Origin of the sequence: Tabrizicola sp. TH137, assembly GCF_002855575.1 — a bacterium.
GTDB lineage: Bacteria > Pseudomonadota > Alphaproteobacteria > Rhodobacterales > Rhodobacteraceae > Paragemmobacter.
Map to the genome: position 1 here is coordinate 313,877 of NZ_PKRQ01000001.1, position 19,020 is coordinate 332,896.

13 protein-coding genes are annotated in these 19,020 nt (G+C 65.9%); 11 read left to right on the forward strand and 2 right to left on the reverse strand.

Going from position 1 to position 19,020, the window contains the following annotated elements; all coding sequences use genetic code 11:
- Nucleotides 1-54: 54 nt before the first annotated feature.
- Nucleotides 55-1,095, reverse strand: a complete 1,041-nt coding sequence (locus tag C0V75_RS01600) for a PstS family phosphate ABC transporter substrate-binding protein (protein ID WP_101919150.1) — start codon at nucleotides 1,093-1,095, stop codon at nucleotides 55-57.
- A 283-nt stretch (nucleotides 1,096-1,378) separates the two neighbouring features.
- Nucleotides 1,379-4,813, reverse strand: a complete 3,435-nt coding sequence (gene dnaE / locus C0V75_RS01605) for a DNA polymerase III subunit alpha (RefSeq protein WP_101919151.1) — start codon at nucleotides 4,811-4,813, stop codon at nucleotides 1,379-1,381.
- 245 nt (nucleotides 4,814-5,058) lie between these two features.
- On the opposite strand from dnaE, the gene xdhA reads away from it, so the two are divergent.
- The 11 genes from xdhA (at nucleotide 5,059) to C0V75_RS01660 (ending at nucleotide 18,991) form a co-directional block, all read left to right on the forward strand.
- On the forward strand, nucleotides 5,059-6,447 hold the full coding sequence (xdhA, locus tag C0V75_RS01610) for a xanthine dehydrogenase small subunit (RefSeq protein WP_101919854.1): 1,389 nt from the start codon (nucleotides 5,059-5,061) through the stop codon (nucleotides 6,445-6,447).
- The gene (xdhB, locus tag C0V75_RS01615; protein WP_101919152.1) at nucleotides 6,444-8,744 is read left to right on the forward strand and encodes a xanthine dehydrogenase molybdopterin binding subunit; all 2,301 of its coding nucleotides are present in this window, start codon (nucleotides 6,444-6,446) and stop codon (nucleotides 8,742-8,744) included. Before xdhA ends, xdhB begins: the two co-directional genes overlap by 4 nt.
- A gap of 110 nt (nucleotides 8,745-8,854) precedes the next feature.
- Nucleotides 8,855-9,793, forward strand: coding sequence for a xanthine dehydrogenase accessory protein XdhC (xdhC, locus tag C0V75_RS01620; protein ID WP_101919153.1), 939 nt, complete (start codon nucleotides 8,855-8,857; stop codon nucleotides 9,791-9,793).
- A complete protein-coding gene (locus C0V75_RS01625; RefSeq protein WP_101919154.1) occupies nucleotides 9,790-11,334 on the forward strand; it encodes an ABC transporter ATP-binding protein in 1,545 nt (514 codons plus the stop codon). Before xdhC ends, C0V75_RS01625 begins: the two co-directional genes overlap by 4 nt.
- A 96-nt stretch (nucleotides 11,335-11,430) precedes the next feature.
- Nucleotides 11,431-12,519, forward strand: coding sequence for an ABC transporter permease (locus tag C0V75_RS01630; protein WP_101919155.1), 1,089 nt, complete (start codon nucleotides 11,431-11,433; stop codon nucleotides 12,517-12,519).
- Entirely contained in the window at nucleotides 12,519-13,451 is a 933-nt protein-coding gene (locus tag C0V75_RS01635) for an ABC transporter permease (protein ID WP_101919156.1), read from the forward strand. The genes C0V75_RS01630 and C0V75_RS01635 overlap by 1 nt, the downstream gene beginning before the upstream one ends.
- Nucleotides 13,452-13,500: 49 nt before the next feature.
- Nucleotides 13,501-14,598, forward strand: coding sequence for a BMP family ABC transporter substrate-binding protein (locus C0V75_RS01640; RefSeq protein ID WP_101919157.1), 1,098 nt, complete (start codon nucleotides 13,501-13,503; stop codon nucleotides 14,596-14,598).
- Between the two features lie 150 nt (nucleotides 14,599-14,748).
- Nucleotides 14,749-16,035, forward strand: a complete 1,287-nt coding sequence (locus C0V75_RS01645) for an NAD(P)/FAD-dependent oxidoreductase (protein WP_101919158.1) — start codon at nucleotides 14,749-14,751, stop codon at nucleotides 16,033-16,035.
- 74 nt (nucleotides 16,036-16,109) lie between these two features.
- Nucleotides 16,110-17,015, forward strand: coding sequence for an aldo/keto reductase (locus C0V75_RS01650; RefSeq protein WP_101919159.1), 906 nt, complete (start codon nucleotides 16,110-16,112; stop codon nucleotides 17,013-17,015).
- Entirely contained in the window at nucleotides 17,012-18,085 is a 1,074-nt protein-coding gene (locus tag C0V75_RS01655) for an FAD-binding oxidoreductase (protein WP_101919160.1), read from the forward strand. The genes C0V75_RS01650 and C0V75_RS01655 overlap by 4 nt, the downstream gene beginning before the upstream one ends.
- 84 nt (nucleotides 18,086-18,169) lie before the next feature.
- Nucleotides 18,170-18,991 carry a GH25 family lysozyme gene (locus tag C0V75_RS01660; RefSeq protein ID WP_101919161.1) on the forward strand — a complete coding sequence of 274 codons (822 nt, stop codon included), beginning with the start codon at nucleotides 18,170-18,172 and terminating at the stop codon, nucleotides 18,989-18,991.
- Nucleotides 18,992-19,020: the final 29 nt, after the last annotated feature.

Genomic DNA, 19,020 nt, shown 5'->3' on the forward strand with positions numbered 1-19,020 from the left:
GGCTGGCAAAGGGAAACGGGGCGGCACCCTGCGGTGCCGCCCCCTTGGTCCGCCTCAGTTCAGCGGGCCCATCACTTCTTCGGCCGCCACGGCCGCCTGCGTCGCCGCAAGCTCCGGGTCCGACACCAGGCCATAGGCCGCCAGCGGGCCATCCGGGCCGGCCATGTCATCCGACACGAAGAATTCGACGAATTCCTTCAGGCCGGGGATCACGCCGATATGCTGCTTCTTGACGTAGAAATACAGCGGACGCGACACCGGGTACTCGCCCGTGGCAATCGACTCGACCGACGGCACCACGCCCGACATCGTCGCCACGCGCAGCTTGTCGGTGTTGTTCTGATAGAAGCTCAGGCCGAACACGCCGATCGAGGTCGGGTTGGCATCCAGACGGGCCAGCGTCTCGGTATAGTCGCCATCGATATCGACGGAAACGCCATCCGTGCGCAGCGCCATGCACTGCTCTTCCGCCGCATCCTCGTCACCGCCAGCAGCGGCCTTGAAGGCCTCGAAAGCACCGGTTTCCTCGCAGCCCGCCACGATCACCTTGGTGTCGAACACTTCGCGCGTGCCGTGCTTGGTGCCGGGGATGAAGGCCAGGATGTCCTGCGCGGGCAGCGCGGCATCCACCTCGTTCCACGCCTTGTGCGGGTTGGCGACCAGGGCGCCATCCTTCATCACCTGCGCGGCCAGCGCATTGTACCAATGCGCGGGCGTGAAGGCGAATTCCGGGCCGTCCACCTTCGACGCGAAGACGATCCCGTCATATCCGATGCGGACTTCCATGATGTCGGTCACGCCATTCGCGGCGCAAAGCTCGATATCCGACTGGCTGATCCGGCTGGACGAGTTGGCGATGTCGATGGTGTTCTCGCCCACGCCTTCGCACATCTTCTTGCGGCCGGCACCCGACCCGCCGCCTTCCACGACCGGGGTCGGGAAGTCGAAGTTTTCGCCGAAGGCTTCGGCGACGATGGTCGCATAGGGCAGCACGGTCGAGGAACCGGAGATCTGCACGTTGTCGCGCGCCAGCGCCAGGCCGGTCGATCCGGCCAGCACCGCGACGGCGGAAAGGGTAAGCTTCAGGGAGGTCATGTCTCTCTCCATCGGTGATCCGCGACCCCCCGCACGGGCGCCGCTTCACCGATGCTGCTACCGCCCCAGCGTGACGACTCTGCAAAGATCATGTGACAGTTCTGTAACGGCCCTTGCAAAGGCACCGCTCCCGACAGGGCTTAACCAATCCCGACTCCACCGCGCGTGGCCACAGTTTGCTGCACAGAATGCGGCACAGGATACGGCACGGCCGAAATCCCCTCCGAAAAAGGTAAATGCCTGACAGGATTGAAGATTGCGGCGATGCGAAAACCGCCCGGCGCTACAGGTCCTCGACCAGCACCACCCCCTGCATCGCCTTGATCGCCCCCTTGATCTGGGGCGTCACGGGATAGGGCTGGGGCAATGTCACATCAATCTCGCGCCCCGTTTCATCCGGCACGCAGATCGTCACCTGCGCCTTAGACCGCCCCTCCACCTTGGCCAGCAGCGCCGCCACCGACGCCGCCGCCTCCGCCCGGTTCAGATGGATGCGCAGCGCCGTGGCCCCCGCCTCGGCAGCAACGGAATCAATGGGTTGCACCCCGTTGGCCAGCAGTTTCACCGAATCGCCATCCGGGTCCGCGCGCACCGTCAGCACCACGTTCCGCCCCGGTTCCAGATGATCCCGCGCCGCTTCCAGCACGTCGGAAAACACCGTCACCTCATAAAGCCCCGTCGGATCGGACAGCGACACGAAGGCGAAACGGTTCCCCTTCGCCGACTTCCGCTCCTGCCTTGCCGACACGGACCCTGCCATCTTCACCACACAGGTTCCGCGCTGCTCCGCAAGCCGCGTCACCTCGGTCAAGGTCTTGATTTCCTTGCGCTTCAGCGCTGCCATATAGTCATCCAGCGGATGCCCCGACAGATAGAATCCGATCGCCATATGCTCCTGCGCCAGCCGCTCCGTCGGCAGCCAGTCGCCCCGATTGGCCAGCCGCGGCTCGGGGATATCCGCCCCGGCCTCGCCGAACAAAGACACCTGCGAAGACCCCTTCGCCTCATGCACCGCCGCCGAATAGGCCACCAGCGAATCAAGTCCCTCGAACACCCGCGCCCGATTCGCATCCAGAATGTCAAAGGCCCCCGCCCGCGCCAGCATCTCCAAGGGCCGCTTGCCGATCTTCTTCAGGTCGACACGGCGGGCAAAATCGAAAAGGGAAACAAAGGCTTGGCCACCCCGTGCCTCGACGATCATCTTCATCGCCTCGACACCCACATTCTTCAACGCACCCAGCCCATAGACCACTTGCCCCTCGACAACCGTAAAGGTCGCCAGCGACCGGTTCACACAAGGCGGCACCGTCTTGATGCCCAGCTTGTCCACCTCGCGCTTGTAGACGGCCAGCTTGTCGGTCAGGTGGATATCGCAATTCATGACCGCCGCCATGAACTCCACCGGGTAATTGGCCTTGAGGTAAGCCGTCTGATAGCTCACCACCGCATAGGCGGCGGCATGCGACTTGTTGAAGCCGTAATTGGCGAATTTCTCCAGCAGGTCAAAGACTTCACCCGCCTTCTTGGCGTCGATGTTATGGGTCTTCTTGGCCCCCTCGATGAACTTGGGCCGCTCCTTCGCCATCTCCTCGGCGATCTTCTTGCCCATCGCCCGACGCAGCAGGTCCGCCCCGCCCAGCGAATATCCCGCCATGACCTGCGCGATCTGCATCACCTGTTCCTGATAGACGATGATGCCCTGCGTTTCCTTCAGGATATGGTCGATGGTGGGATGGATGGACTCCAACTCCCGCAGCCCGTTCTTCACCTCGCAATAGACGGGGATATTCTCCATCGGGCCGGGCCGATACAGCGCCACCAGCGCCACGATATCCTCGATGCAGGTGGGCTTCATCCGCCGCAGCGCATCCATCATGCCGCTGGATTCCACCTGGAACACCGCCACCGTCTTGGCCGCGGCGTAAAGCTCGTAGGTCGGTTTATCATCCAATGGAATCAAGCTGATATCCAGCGTGACCCCGCGCAGTTTCAGCAGGTCCAGCGCGTTCTGGATCACCGTCAGCGTCTTCAGACCCAGAAAGTCGAACTTCACCAGACCCGCCGCTTCCACCCATTTCATGTTGAACTGCGTGGCCGGCATGTCCGACCGCGGGTCCTGATAAAGCGGCACCAGCTCATCCAGCGGCCGGTCCCCGATCACCACCCCCGCGGCATGGGTGGAGGCGTTGCGATACAGCCCCTCGATCTGCTCCGCGTAATCCAGAAGCCGGCCCACCACCTCTTCCTTCGCCGCCTCGCGCAGACGCGGCTCATCCGCCAGCGCCTTGGTGATGGAAACCGGCTTCACACCCTCCAGCGGGATCATCTTCGACAGCCGGTCCACCTGCCCATAGGGCATCTGCAACACCCGCCCCACATCCCGCACCGCCGCCTTGGACAAGAGCGCGCCGAAGGTGATGATCTGCCCCACCTTCTCGCGCCCGTAATGCTCCTGCACATAGCGGATCACCTCTTCCCGGCGGTCCATGCAGAAGTCGATGTCGAAGTCCGGCATCGACACCCGCTCCGGGTTCAGGAACCGTTCGAAAAGAAGGGCATAGCGCAGCGGATCAAGGTCCGTGATCGTCAGAGCATAGGCCACAAGCGACCCGGCCCCCGACCCCCGCCCCGGCCCCACGGGGATGTCATGCGCCTTGGCCCATTTGATGAAGTCCGACACGATCAGGAAATAACCGGGGAACCCCATCTTCTCGATGATGTCCAACTCGAAATCCAGCCGCGCCTGATACTCCTCCACGCTCGCCGCATGCGGAATGACGGCCAGCCGGTTCTGCAACCCTTCATTCGCCTGACGGCGCAGTTCCTGCACCTCGTCATCGGCGAATTTCGGCAGGATCGGCTTGCGCTTCGCCGCCATGAAGGCACAGCGCCGCGCGATCTCCACCGTGTTTTCAAGGGCTTCGGGAAGGTCCGCGAAGAGCGCGCACATCTCCGCCTCGGACTTCAGGTAATGCTGCGGCGTCAGGCGGCGGCGCGGCTGGCTCTGGTCCACATAGGCCCCTTCCGCAATGCAAATCAGCGCATCATGCGCCTCATACATGTCGGATTTCGGGAAATAGACGTCATTGGTGGCCACCAGCGGCAGGCCCATCTCATAGGCCATCTCGACGAAACCCCGCTCCGTCGCGGCCTCGGCCTCCGTCAGCCGCCCGCCCTCGCCCGGATGACGCTGCAACTCCACATAGAGCCGATCCCCGAAACAAGCCGCCAGCCGCTCCATCAAGGCCCGCGCCTTTGCCCCCTGCCCCTGTTGCAGGAACCGCCCCACCGGCCCCTCCGCCCCGCCCGTGAGGCAGATCAGCCCCGCCGAATACCGCTCCAACTCTTCCAGCGTCACCTGATTAAGCTGCCCTGCCTTGTCCAGATACAGGCAGGAATTCAGCTTCATCAGGTTCATGTAACCCGCTTCGGACTGCGCCAGCAGGACCACCGGCGCAGGCAGGCGCAGCTTTTCCCCCGGGTGGGCCGGATCATGCGCGACGGCGACCTGACAGCCCACGATGGGTTGCACCCCCGCATCCTTGGCCAGAACCGAAAACTCCAGCGCGCAGAACATGTTGTTCGTATCCGTCACGGCGACGGCGGGCATTTCGGCCGCCGCGACCAGCTTGACCAGCTTCTTCACCGGGATCGCGCCTTCCAGCAGCGAATGTTCGGTATGGACGCGCAGATGGATGAATCGGGGATTGTTTGCCATGACCTCAGCCTAGCGAAGCGTCACAGGCGGGGAAAGACCGCCCTGTCTTTCGGCAAAACGGGAAACTGCTTCGCGGGATTTCAGAAAGGTTCCGCTTGCCATGTGGCAGGGGCGCGCGCTTCACTGCTAGGAAGATAGAAGGCCCGAACCGGCAAACGGGGGGCATGGGGCGCGTGGCCCGCTTTACGCCGCATCGGGCGGCCACGCACATCGCCTCGAACGGGGAGAAGGCGGCGGGTTGGACGATGACAGGGATCGCGTTTCTCCTGAACGGAACGCCTGTCCGCGTGGAAGGCGAAGGCCCCACGCGCACACTTCTTGATTTCCTGCGCGAAACGCGCGGGCTCTGTGGCACCAAGGAAGGCTGCAACGAAGGCGATTGCGGCGCCTGCACCGTGATGGTCACGGATGACAAAGGCAGCCGCGCGCTCAACGCCTGCATCCTCTTCCTGCCCCAGCTTCACGGCAAGGCCGTCCGCACCGTCGAAGGCCTTTCCGGCCCCAAGGGCGAGATGCACCCTGTGCAAGAGGCGATGGTCACGCATCACGGCTCCCAATGCGGCTTCTGCACCCCCGGTTTCGTCGTCTCCATGGCCGTGGCCCAGATGAACGGACGGCGCGACCATGACGATGTGCTGGCAGGCAACCTCTGCCGCTGTACGGGTTATGCCCCGATCATCCGCGCCGCCGAAGCCGCTGCCGCGGCCCCCGTCCCCGACTGGATGCAAGCCGACCGAAAGGCCTTGGCGTCCTTCGCGGCCGATGCGGGGCAGGACGATACCGCCTTCCGCCCCAGCAATTCGGACGACCTTGCCGACTGGTATCTCGCCCATCCCGACGCCACCCTCATCGCCGGGGCCACCGACGTAGGCCTCTGGGTAACGAAACAGCTCCGCGACCTCGCGCTCGTCGCCTTCCTCAATGGCGTTTCCGACCTGCAACAGATCGAACGGCAAGGCGGGATGCTGCATGTCGGCGCCGGTGTCACCATCGCCGCCCTGCGGACGGCGGTGCAGGACCGCCTGCCCTCCTTCGCGGAACTCCTGCGCCGCTACGCCAGCGAACAGGTCCGCAACGCCGCCACCATCGGCGGCAATATCGCCAACGGCTCTCCCATCGGCGATGGCCCGCCCGCGCTGATCGCGCTTGGCGCGACCCTGCACCTGCGCCGGGGCGATGACCTGCGGTCGATCCCGCTCGAATCCTTCTTCCTCGACTACCGCAAACAGGACCGCCGCCCGGGCGAATTCGTGGCCGGGATCAGCTTCCCCGAACAGGCCCCCGGCTTGCGCTGCTACAAGATTTCCAAGCGCTTCGATCAGGACATATCCGCCGTCTGCGGCTGCTTCAACGTCACGGTCGATGCCGGCCGGATCACCGCCGCCCGCATCGCCTTCGGCGGCATGGCGGGCATCCCCAAACGCGCCGCCCATGTCGAACAGGCCCTGATCGGACAGCCGTGGTCTGAAGCGACCATCGCCGTCGCCCTTCCCGCCTTCGCACAGGATTTCACGCCCCTCACCGACATGCGCGCCAGCGCCGCTTATCGCCTCGAAACCGCGGCCAACCTCCTCCGCCGCTATGTCCACGACCTGAACGGCAGCCCCGTCTCGGTGCTGGAGGTCGCGCCATGACCATGGGCAAACCCCTCCCCCACGATGCCGCGCCGCTCCATGTCACCGGACAGGCGCGCTATATCGACGATATCCCCCTGCCCGGCACCGCGCTGCACCTCGCCTTCGGCCTCTCCACCATCGCGCATGGCGAGATCGCGTCGATGGACCTCTCCGCCGTCCGCGCCGCCCCCGGCGTGGTGACGGTCCTCTCCGCCGAAGACTTCGCCGAGATGCCCGATTGCAGCCCCTCGGTGCATGACGAACCGCTGCTTTCCACGGGAATGGTCCATTACCTCGGCCAGCCGATCTTCCTTGTCGCTGCCGACAGCCACCTCGCCGCCCGCCGTGCCGCGCGTCTGGCCAAGGTCACATATCGCGAACGCCCCGCCCTCCTGACAGTGGATGACGCGCTGGCCGCCAACAGCCGCTTTGAACAGGGCCCCGTGATCTGGACGAAGGGCGACCCCGCCGCCGCCATCGCCAAGGCCCCCCACAGCATCGAAGGCACATTCGAGGTCGGCGGGCAGGAGCATTTCTACCTCGAAGGCCAGGTCGCCGCCTGCCTGCCGCAGGAAGGGGGCGATGTGACCATCCTCTCCTCCACCCAGCACCCGACCGAAATCCAGCACAAGGTCGCCCACGCCCTCCATCTGCCGATGAGTTCCGTCCGCGTCGAAGTCCGTCGCATGGGCGGCGGCTTCGGCGGCAAGGAAAGCCAGGGCAACGCGCTCGCCATCGCCTGCGCCGTGGTGGCCACCCGCACCGGGCGGCCCTGCAAGATGCGCTATGACCGCGACGACGACATGATGATCACGGGCAAGCGGCACGATCTGCGCATCGTCTACCGCGCCGGGTTCGATGACGCGGGCCGCGTGACGGGGATTGAATTCACCCATCTCTTCCGCTGCGGCTGGGCGCAGGACCTGTCCTTGCCCGTGGCCGACCGGGCGATGCTCCATGCCGACAACTGCTATCATCTGCCCGACATCCGCATCGAAAGCCACCGCCTGAAGACCCATACGCAAAGCGCCACCGCCTTCCGCGGCTTCGGCGGCCCGCAGGGAATGGTCGGGGTGGAACGGGTGATGGACCACATCGCCCATACGCTGGGCAAGGACCCGCTGGCGGTGCGCCGCGCCAATTTCTACCGCGCGGCAGAGGTGGCGGGGCCGGTGCAGACCACGCCCTATCACATGGCGGTGGAGGATTTCATCGGCCATGACCTCGTCGCCGAACTGGAACGCAGCAGCGACTTCCAAAAGCGCCGGGCCGAGATCGCCGCATGGAACGCCACATCGCCCATCCTGAAGCGTGGCATCGCCCTGACACCGGTGAAATTCGGCATCTCCTTCACCCTGACCCACCTCAATCAGGCCGGGGCCCTGGTCCATGTCTATCAGGACGGCTCCATCCAGTTGAACCACGGCGGCACGGAAATGGGCCAGGGCCTGTTCCAGAAGGTCGCGCAAGTCGTGGCAGGCGTCTTCGGCGTCGATGCCGGGGCGGTGAAGATCACCGCCACCGATACGGGCAAGGTCCCCAACACCTCGGCCACCGCCGCCTCCTCCGGGTCGGACCTGAACGGGATGGCGGCCAAGGCGGCGGCCGAGACGATCCGCGCCCGCCTTGCCACCTTCCTCGCCGAAAAGCACCAGACGCAGCCGGACTCCGTCCGCTTCGCCGATGGCCTGGTCCATGTCGCGGGCGAGGCCTATGATTTCGCCCGTGTCGCAGGCTGGGCCTATCAGGCGCGCGTCTCGCTCTCCTCAACCGGGTTCTACGCCACGCCCAAGATCGTCTGGGACAGGATGCGCGGCACGGGCCGCCCCTTCCTCTACTTCGCCTATGGCGCGGCGGTGACCGAAGTGGTGATCGACACGCTGACGGGCGAGAACCGCATCCTGCGGGCCGACCTACTGCATGACACCGGCACCAGCCTGAACCCAGCGCTGGATATCGGGCAGGTGGAAGGCGCCTATGTGCAGGGCGCGGGTTGGCTGACGACGGAGGAACTGGTCTGGGACGCGAAGGGGCGGCTGACCACCCACGCCCCCAGCACCTACAAGATCCCCGCCTGTTCCGACCGGCCCCGCATCTTCAATGTCGCGCTCTGGGGCCGCGCCAACCGGGAAGAGACGGTGGGCAAGTCCAAGGCGGTGGGGGAACCCCCCTTCATGCTGGGCATCTCGGCGCTGATGGCTTTGTCCGATGCCGTGTCAGCCTGCGGTGACGGAACCATCTACCCCGCGCTCGACGCGCCCGCCACGGCAGAGCGGGTGCTGGCAGCGGTGAAGCGGGTGCGCGGCCATGCATGACATCCCGCCCCCCGACCAACGGAATTTGACACAAATTCCGCCCCGAAATCTGCGCGCAGATTTCACCGCGATGTCTGCCTGCAGAAATCGCCTCCCGGCAGGGGCGCCCCATGTTTGACCTGGCATCCCTCCACACCGCGGTCACCGACCACGGCCCCACCGCCCGGGTGGTGATCGCCGCCCATGACGGGTCCAGCCCGCGCGAAGTGGGGGCGTCCATGCTGGTCTGGGCCACCGGCCAGTCCGGCACCATCGGCGGCGGCGCGCTGGAGCATGAGGCGACAACCCGCGCCCGTGCCCATCTGGATGCAACCCGCCCTCTCCTGACGCGCGAGGCCCTGGGTCCCAGGCTCGGCCAATGCTGCGGCGGGGCGGTCACCCTGCTGACCGAGGTCTTCACACCCGACACCCTGCCGCAGGCAGAGGCGGGCGTGATCGCCCGTCCCATCGACGGCCGCCCGATGCCGCTGGCGGTGAAACGCCTTCTGGCGCGGGCGCGTGGCGAAGGCGTCCTGCCCCGCCCCGCCCTGCTGCAAGGCTGGATGGTGGAACCCGTCGCACGCCCCGACCGCCACCTCTGGATCTGGGGCGCGGGCCATGTGGGCCGTGCGCTGACCGCCGTCATCGCCCCCCTGCCCGGCGTGGCGATCACCTGGATAGACATCGCCGCCGACCGTTTCCCCGAAACGGTCCCCGGCACTGTCACGGTCCGCGTCGAAGCAGACCCCGCGGGAGCCGTGACCACCGCCCCGCAGGATGCCGAACATCTGATCGTCACCTTCTCCCACGCGCTCGACCTGGACCTCTGCCACCGGCTGCTGACCCATGGCTTCGCCACCTGCGGCCTGATCGGATCGGCAACCAAATGGGCACGCTTCCGGTCGCGGCTTGCCGCCTTGGGCCATGCCCCCGGCACCATCGCCCGCATCGACAGCCCCATAGGCGACCCCGCGCTAGGCAAGCACCCGCAGGCCATCGCACTGGGCGTCGCCACCGACTTCCTTCGCAGGAAACACCAAAACGCGTCACGACAGGAGAGCGCGGGATGACAGGGACAGCCACCACCGCAAGGCCCGAACTACTGGCCGTGCAGGGCGTGACCAAGGCCTATCCGGGCGTCGTCGCCAACAGCGACGTGTCCTTTTCCATCGCCGAGGGCGAGGTTCATGCCCTTCTGGGCGAGAACGGCGCAGGCAAGTCCACGCTGGTCAAAATGATCTACGGCCTCGTAAAACCTGACAGCGGCACGATGCGGTTCCGCGGCCAGCCCTACCAGCCCGCCGAACCCCGCGCCGCCCGCGCCACGGGCGTTGCCATGGTCTTCCAGCATTTCAGCCTGTTCGAGGCGCTGAATGTCGCCGAAAATGTCGCGCTCGGCATGGAAAACCCGCCCCCGATGCGCGAACTCGCCACCCGCATCCGCGCGGTGTCCGAAGACTATGGCCTCCCCCTCGATCCCTCCCGCATGGTGGGCGACCTCTCGGCCGGCGAACGGCAACGGGTCGAAATCATCCGCTGCCTCCTTCAGGACCCCAAACTCCTGATCATGGACGAGCCGACCAGCGTCCTCACCCCGCAGGAGGTGGAGATCCTCTTCAAGACCCTTCGCCAACTCTCGTCCGAAGGCACCGCGATCCTCTATATCAGCCACAAGCTGGAAGAAATCCGCACCCTCTGTGACGAGGCGACGATCCTGCGGCGGGGCAAGGTCGTGGCCACCTGCACGCCACGCGACCGGTCCGCGCGCGAGATGGCCGAACTCATGGTCGGCGCGACCCTCACGCCCCCGGCCCGCGCAACCCAGGCCAAAGGGGCCACGGCGCTGGAGGTGGCGGGCCTTTCCGTGGCCTCCCCCATCCCCTTCGGCACCAGCCTCAAGGACATCTCCTTCCGCGTGGCAACGGGCGAGGTTCTGGGCATCGCGGGCGTCGCCGGGAACGGGCAGGACGAGCTTCTTCTCGCCTTGTCCGGTGAACTCCGGTCAGCACCCGATGCGGTCAGGATCGACGGCAAACCGATGGGGGAAGCCGGGCCGAATGCCCGCCGCGCCGCCGGATTGGTCGCCGCGCCAGAGGAACGCCTCGGCCATGCCGCTGCCCCCGACATGTCGCTGGTGGAGAATGCGCTGCTTTCCGGCGCGATCCGCAAGGGTCTGGTCAAGGGTGGCTTCATCGACTGGGCCGCCACAGGCGCCTTCGCCGAAGGGATCGTAAAGGATTTCGATGTCCGCACCCCCGGCACCCATGTCGCCGCCCGCGCCCTTTCGGGGGGCAACCTCCAGAAATTCGTGGTCGGCCGCGAACTCTCGCAATCCCCCGGCATCATCGTCATCAACCAGCCGACATGGGGCGTCGATGCCGCCGCCGCCGCCGCGATCCGGCAGGCGATCCTGGACCGTGCCGCCGCCGGTGCGGCCGTGGTCGTCATCAGCCAGGACCTCGATGAATTGCTGGAGATTGCCGACAATTTCGCCGCGCTCAACGAAGGGCGGCTGACAAAGCCGCGCCCGGTCGAGGGGCTGACCATCGACGAGATCGGCCTGATGATGGGCGGTGCCCACGGGATGGAGGTTGCGCATCATGCAGGCTGATCCGACCGTGGCGCGGGGCGGATGCCCCGGGGGGCTGTCTGCCCCCCGGCCCCCCCGAGGATACTTGCAGACAGAAAGTGCAGGGGAAGCAAAGTCATGATCCGGCTTGAGAAACGCCCCTCGCCTAGCGCCTTCTGGCAATGGGCCACCCCCATCCTCGCCGTGATCCTGACCATGATCGCCGGCGGGATCATGTTCGCGCTTCTCGGCAAGAACCCGGTGGAGGCGATCCGCACGATCTTCTGGGACCCGCTCTTCAACGAACAGTTCGCCGCCTATTCCCGACCGCAGCTTCTGGTGAAGGCGGGGCCGCTGATCCTGATCGCCGTCGGCCTCTCGCTGGGGTTCCGGGCGGGCATCTGGAACATCGGGGCCGAAGGCCAGTACATCATGGGCGCGATCTTCGGCGCGGGCGTGGGGCTTGCGCTCTACCCGGTCGAAACGCGCTGGGTCTTCCCGCTCATGGTGGTGGCGGGCATCTTCGGGGGCTGGCTCTGGGCGATGATCCCCGCGATCCTGAAGACGCGCTTCAACACGAATGAAATCCTCGTCTCGCTGCTCCTGGTCTATGTGGCGCAGAACATCCTCGCCTCCATGTCCATCGGCCTGCTCAGGAACCCCGAAGGCGGCGGCTTCCCCGGCAGCCGCAACCTCAGCCAGATCCCGGCCATGGCCAACCCCGAACTCATCCCCGGCACGGGGATGCACTGGGGCGTGGTCGCGGCCTTCATCGTGGTGATCGCCGCCTATATCCTGTTGCAGCGCCATATCCTCGGCTATCAGATCAAGCTGGCCGGTCAGGCCCCCAAGGCCGCCCGTTTCGCGGGGGTCAGCCCCGGTCGCCTCGTCCTTCTCTGCATGGGGCTTTCGGGCGCGCTGGCCGGGATGGCGGGTCTGTTCGAAGTGGCCGGCCCCTCGGGCCAGATCAGCATCGACTTCAACGTGGGCTATGGCTTCACCGCCATCATCGTGGCCTTCCTCGGCCGCCTGAACCCCATCGGCATCCTGCTGGCGGGTCTGCTCATGGCGCTCACCTATATCGGCGGCGAACTGGCCAGCTTCATGCTCGCCCTGCCTGCCGCCGCGATCCAGGCCTTCCAGGGGATGCTCCTGTTCTTTCTGCTGGCCGTGGATCTGCTCACCAATTACCGCGTCCGCTTCGGCTCGAAGAAGGAGATGGCCTGATGGATATCGGCGGCATCAATCCGGCGATCCTGATCGCCTCGCTGATGGTGGCCTCGGTCCCCATCATGCTCGCCGCGATCGGCGAACTGGTCGTCGAAAAGGCGGGGGTCCTCAACCTCGGGGTCGAGGGCATGATGATCATGGGCGCCATCTGCGGCTTCGCCACCGCCGTGGCGACCGGCAACCCCTATCTGGGCTTCATCGGTGGCGCCCTGGGCGCGGCAGGGCTCAGCCTTATCTTCGCGGTCTTGACGCAGGTCTTCCTGGCCAATCAGGTTGCCACGGGCCTTGCCCTCACGCTGTTCGGCCTGGGCCTGTCCTCCATGATCGGGCAGGGCTATGTGGGGATCAAGCCGCCCGCGACCGGCACGGTCCCCTTCGGCCCACTGGCCGACATTCCCTTCCTCGGCACGGTCCTCTTCCGCCATGACTGGATGGTCTATGTCTCCATCGGCATCGTCGCCGCCGTCTGGGCGGTGCTGAAATACACCCGCACCGGCCTGATCCTGCGCGCCGTCGGGGAAAGCCACGACGCCGCCCACGCGCTTGGCTACAAGGTCACCCGCATCCGCGTTCTGGCCATCCTCTTCGGTGGCGCCCTGGCCGGGATGGGCGGGGCCTATGTCAGCCTGATCCGCGTCCCGCAATGGACCGACGGCATCACCGCCGGCGCGGGCTGGATCGCGCTTGCCATCGTCGTCTTCGCCAGTTGGAAACCCTGGAGAGTCCTGCTTGGTGCCTATCTTTTTGGCGGTATCACCGTGCTACAGCTTAATCTGCAGGCGGCTGGGGCCCGAATCCCGGTCGAATACTTGTCGATGAGTCCGTATCTGATAACCATCCTCGTGCTGGTCATCATGTCCTCTGGCAAGGGCAAGGCGGCGCTGAACGCCCCCGCCGCTCTGGGCCAGAACTTCCACGCCTCGCGCTGAGGCACACACAACCCGGGGTCGGCTGCCGACCCCCAACCGGGAGCAAGAAATGAAGAGAAGAACGATCCTGAAAGGCGGCGCCGCGCTGGGCCTCGCCTCGATGATGGGGGGGAAGATGGCCCTGGCACAGGGGCTGGAGAAGGCGAAGGTCGGCTTCGTCTATGTCGGTCCCATCGGTGACGGCGGCTGGACCTTCCAGCACCATCAGGGCGCGCTGGCCGTGCAGGAGGCCTATGGCGACAAGGTCGAGATCGTGTGGCAGGAAAACGTGCCCGAGGGCGCGGATGCCGAACGCGTGCTGACGCAGATGGCGCTGTCGGGCTGCAACATCATCTTCACCACCTCCTTCGGCTTCATGGACCCGACCAATGCGGTCGCCGCCAAGTTCCCGGACATCAAGTTCGAACATGCCACCGGCTACAAGCGCGACCACGCCAACGTGTCCACCTACAACGCGCGCTTCTACGAAGGCCGCGCCGTGCAGGGCCACATCGCAGGCAAGATGACCAAGTCGAACAAGATCGGCTACATCGCCTCCTTCCCGATCCCCGAAGTCATCATGGGGATCAACAGCTACTACCTGCACGCCAAGAAGGTGAACCCGGATGTGGAGCTTTCCATCGTCTGGGCCTTCACCTGGTTCGACCCGGCGAAAGAGGCCGATGCCGCCAAGGCCCTGATCGACCAGGGCGTGGACGTGATCGCCTCGCACACCGACTCCACCGCCCCGCTGGCCGAAGCGGCCAAGACGAACGGCGCGGTCATCGGCTTCGGTCAGGCCTCCGACATGTCGGAATACAAGCCGACGCCGCGCGTCTCGTCCATCATCGACAACTGGGCACCCTATTACGTGAAGCGCGTGGGTCAGTTGCTTGATGGCACCTATGCCCAGATCGACGCCTGGGAAGGCATCGCCGGCGGCGAAGTGGAGATCGGCGAGATCACCGACGCCGTCCCCGCCGATGTGAAGGCCGAGGCCGAGGCGATGCGCGACGCCATCGCCGCGGGCACCTACCACCCCTTCACCGGCCCGATCAACAAGCAGGACGGCAGCGCATGGCTGGCCGAAGGCGCCACCGCACCGGATGGCGATCTGCTGGGCATGATGTTCTATGTCGAAGGCATCACGGGCGAGATTCCGTCCTGATCCGACCCGGCAGAGGAACCGCTAAAGGCCCGCTTCGGCGGGCCTTTTCTCTGCGTTCCGTGTGCAATGGTCGCAGGGCAAAAGATCCCTAACACATTCAAGCATTCGAATGTATAATACCTCCTGCGACTCAGAGAGGGAGGATGTCGGATGGCGCATGTCGTCGTGTTGGGGGCCGGGCTTGGCGGGGCCATCATGGCCTATGAACTCAAGGATCAGTTGCGGAAAGAAGACACGGTCACCGTGGTCACCAAGGACCCGACCTATCACTTCGTCCCCTCCAACCCCTGGATCGCGGTGGGCTGGCGGGCGCGCGACGAAATCACCGTCGATCTCGCGCCGACCATGGCGAAGAAGAAGATCAACTTCATCCCCGTCGCCGCCGAAAAGCTGCATCCCGAAGAGAACCGTATCGCCCTGGCGAATGGCACCTCCGTCTCCTACGACTACCTCGTGATCGCCACCGGCCCGGAACTGGCCTTCGATGAGATCGAGGGCTTCGGTCCGCATGGCGGCTTCACCCAGTCCGTCTGCCATATCGACCATGCCGAAAAGGCCAAGCTTGTCTTCGACGAATTGGTGAAAAACCCCGGCCCCGTCATCATCGGCGCGGCCCAGGGGGCAAGCTGCTTCGGCCCGGCCTATGAATTCCTCTTCATCCTCGAAACCGCGCTGCGCAAGGCCAAGGTGCGGGATCGCGTGCCGATGACCTTTGTCACCTCCGAACCCTATATCGGCCATCTCGGCCTCGACGGCGTGGGCGATACCAAGGGGCTTCTGGAATCCGAGATGCGCGCCAAGCACATCAAGTGGATGACCTCGACCAAGGTCAAGAAGGTCGAACCCGGCAAGATGACGGTGGAAGAGATCGCCGATGACGGCACCTCGAAGGGCGAAAAGGAACTGCCCTTCGCCTTCTCGATGATGCTGCCCGCCTTCCGGGGGATCAAGCCGGTCTCTGGCATCGAAGGCCTCTCCAACCCGCGCGGCTTCACCATCGTGGACAAGCACCAGCAGAATCCGAAATATCCCAATGTCTTCGCCGTCGGCGTCTGCGTCGCCATCCCCCCGATGGGGCCGACTCCGGTGCCCGTGGGCGTGCCGAAAACGGGCTTCATGATCGAATCCATGGTCACCGCCACCGCTCACAACATCGGCAACCTCGTGCGCGGCAAGGACCCCGATCAGGTCGGCACATGGAACGCGGTCTGTCTGGCCGATTTCGGCGACGGGGGCATCGCCTTCGTGGCCCAGCCGCAGATCCCGCCGCGCAACGTGAACTGGTCCTCATCCGGCAAATGGGTCCACATGGCCAAGATCGGCTTCGAGAAATACTTCCTGCGCAAGCTGCGGAAGGGCGTCTCGGAACCCTTCTACGAAACCCTCGCGCTCAAGACGCTGGGGATCGACAAGCTTAAGGAAACCCATCAGGGCTGACCCAGTCGGGGACCGCCGCAAAAGCGGCGATCCCCGGCTTTCCTTCCTGCGCGCGCCATGGCAGTTTCCGCGCCATGACCAGACCCTTCCCCCTCGCCTTCGGCTGCATGCAATTCGGCGGCCGCGCCGATCCCGCCGCATCCCGCGCGCTCTATGACGCCTGCCGCGCGGCCGGGATCACCCATTTCGACACGGCCCATGTCTATACCGACGGGCATTCCGAACGCCTGCTCGGCCAATTCGCCAAAGGCGACGCCATCTCCATCGCCACCAAGGTTGGCTATGACGGCGGCGCGGGTCGCGCCAACCTGACCCGCCAGTTCGACGAAAGCCTCCGCCGCCTGGCCGTCGATGCCGTCGATCTGCTCTACCTCCACCGCTTCGACGCCGAAACCTCGCTGGAAGAGACCCTTTCCCTCTTCGTCGAATGGCAGCAATCGGGCCGCATCTCCCGCATCGGCCTGTCGAATTTCGCCGCCTGGCAGGTGATGAAGGCGCAAGCCGTCCTCGCCCGCTTCGGCAGCCGGGTGGACGTGATCCAACCCATGTTCAACCTTGTGAAGCGTCAGGCCGAGGTGGAACTTCTGCCGATGTGCGCCGATCAGAAGATCGCGGTGCATGCCTATTCGCCCCTGGGCGGTGGCCTTCTTACCGGGAAATACATCGCGGGCGGCGCGGGCCGTCTGGCCGAAGATCACCGTTACGCCGCCCGCTACGCCCCCGACGCGATGCACGCGGCCGCAAAGGGCCTTGCCGATACTGCTGCCGAACTGGGCACCCACCCCGCCACCCTCGCCGTGGCCTGGGTCATGTCCTGCCCGATCACGCCCGTTATCCCGCTGATCTCGGCCCGCAGCGCGGACCAGATTGCCCCCTCCCTCGCGGCGGCGGATGTCCCGATGACCCCCGACCTGCGCGCCCGCCTCTCGGCCCTCTACCCCGCCCCGCCCCCGGCCACCGACCGACTGGAAGAAGCATGACCGATTTCCTCATCATCGGCGGTGGCATCGCCGGTATCTCCGCCGCTGCCCGGCTGTCCGAACTCGGCTCCGTCACCGTGCTGGAGGCGGAAGCGGCCCTCGCCCATCACGCCTCGGGCCGCTCTGCCGCCCTCTACGAACCGCGCTACGGCGCGCCTGCCGTTGTCGAACTCTCGCTCGCTTCCGAAGACCATTTCCGTGCCGCCGAAAACGTCCTGTCCCCGCGCGGCCTGATGATCGTGGCCAAGCCCGACCAGAAGGACGACTTCGACGCCGAAGTCCGCGACATGCAGATGACCCGCTGCACGCTCGACGAAGCGCGCGCCATCATCCCGATCCTCAACCCCGATACGGTGGCGATGGCCGCCTATGCCGATCACGCCTGGGACATCGACACCGATCTCCTCCTGCAAGGCTTCGCGCGCGAGGCAAAGTCGCGCGGCGCGCAGATCGTCACCGGCGCACGCGTCACCGCTATCGCCAAGGGGGGCGACGGATGGACCGTCACCACTGCTGCGGGGGAGTTCACTGGCGCACTCCTCATCAACGCCGCCGGCGCCTGGGTCGATGAGGTCGCCGCGATGGCCGGCATCCGCCCCCTTGGTTTCACCCCCAACCGCCGCTCCATGGCCCGCATCCCGGCCCCCGGCGGCCATGACATCAGCCGCTGGCCCATGCTCTTCGGCGCGGGCGAGGCCTGGTATGCCAAGCCCGACGCCGGTGCCCTGATCGTCTCGCCCGCCGAGGAAGACCCGCAGGTCCCGCATGACGCCTGGGCCGATGACATGGTCCTGGCAGAAGGGCTGGCACGTTACGAAGAGATGGTCACCGAACCCGTCACCCGCCTGATGTCCAACTGGGCAGGCCTGCGCACCTTCTCGCCCGACCGGGTGCTGGTGATTGGACGGGATGCGCGTGACCCTGCCTTCTTCTGGCTGGCTGGCCAGGGCGGCTATGGCTTCCAGACCTGCCCCGCCGCCAGCCGCCTTGCCGCCGATCTGATCGGCGGCCGCCCAAGCCTTCTCTCCGGCAGCCTGACCCGCGCCCTCGATCCCGCCCGCTTCGGCTGACCCACCGCCAAGGGCATCGGCGGCGCAGCGCGCCCGCGTCTTTTCCCCGGTGACAGTGCGCCCCGGATCGGTCAGCATCGCCGCATGATCCGCATTCTCGCCGCCATCCCCTTTGCGCTTGCGCTGGCCGCCTGCACCCCATCCGGCCCCGCCCCCTCGGCCACCGTCTCGACCGGGGGCCTCAGCGTGGCGCCGCAGGACCCGGCCGCCGTCATCCGCCCGAATTTCGCCGATGCCAAACCCGTCAGTTTCGGCGGCAATGGTCCCGAACGGCACGAGGTGCACGGCATCGACGTGGCCCGCTTCCAGACCTCCATCGACTGGCCAACCGCACGCGCCAATGGCGTCAACTTCGCCTTCATCAAGGCCACCGAGGGCGGCGATCTCGTCGATCCGATGTTCCGGCAGAACTGGCGCGGCGCGGCGCGGGCTGGCGTGCCGCGCGGGGCCTATCACTTCTTCTACCACTGCCGCCCAGCGGCGGAACAGGCGGCCTTCTTCATCCGCAACGTCCCGCGCACGCGGGGGGCGCTTCCCCCCGTGCTCGACATGGAATGGACGCCCTTCTCGCCGACCTGCACCATCCGCCGCGCGCCCGAGGTGATCCGGTCCGAGGCGAAAATCTTCCTCGACATCGTCGAGGCGCATTACGGCCAGCGCCCCATCATCTATTCCACCGTGGATTTCTACCGCGAAAACCAGATGTGGCGCGTCGGCCCCTATCCGTTCTGGCTGCGCTCCGTCGCTGCCCATCCGGACGAAGTCTATGGCGGCCGGCATTGGAGCTTCTGGCAATACACCTCCACCGGCCTCATCCCCGGCATCGCCGGAGAGGTGGATATCAACGTCTTCGACGGCAGTGCCGCCGAATGGGGCGCCTGGCTGGCAGCGAACCGCCACCCCTGACCCCCGGCTCCACCCGCGACAACACCCCG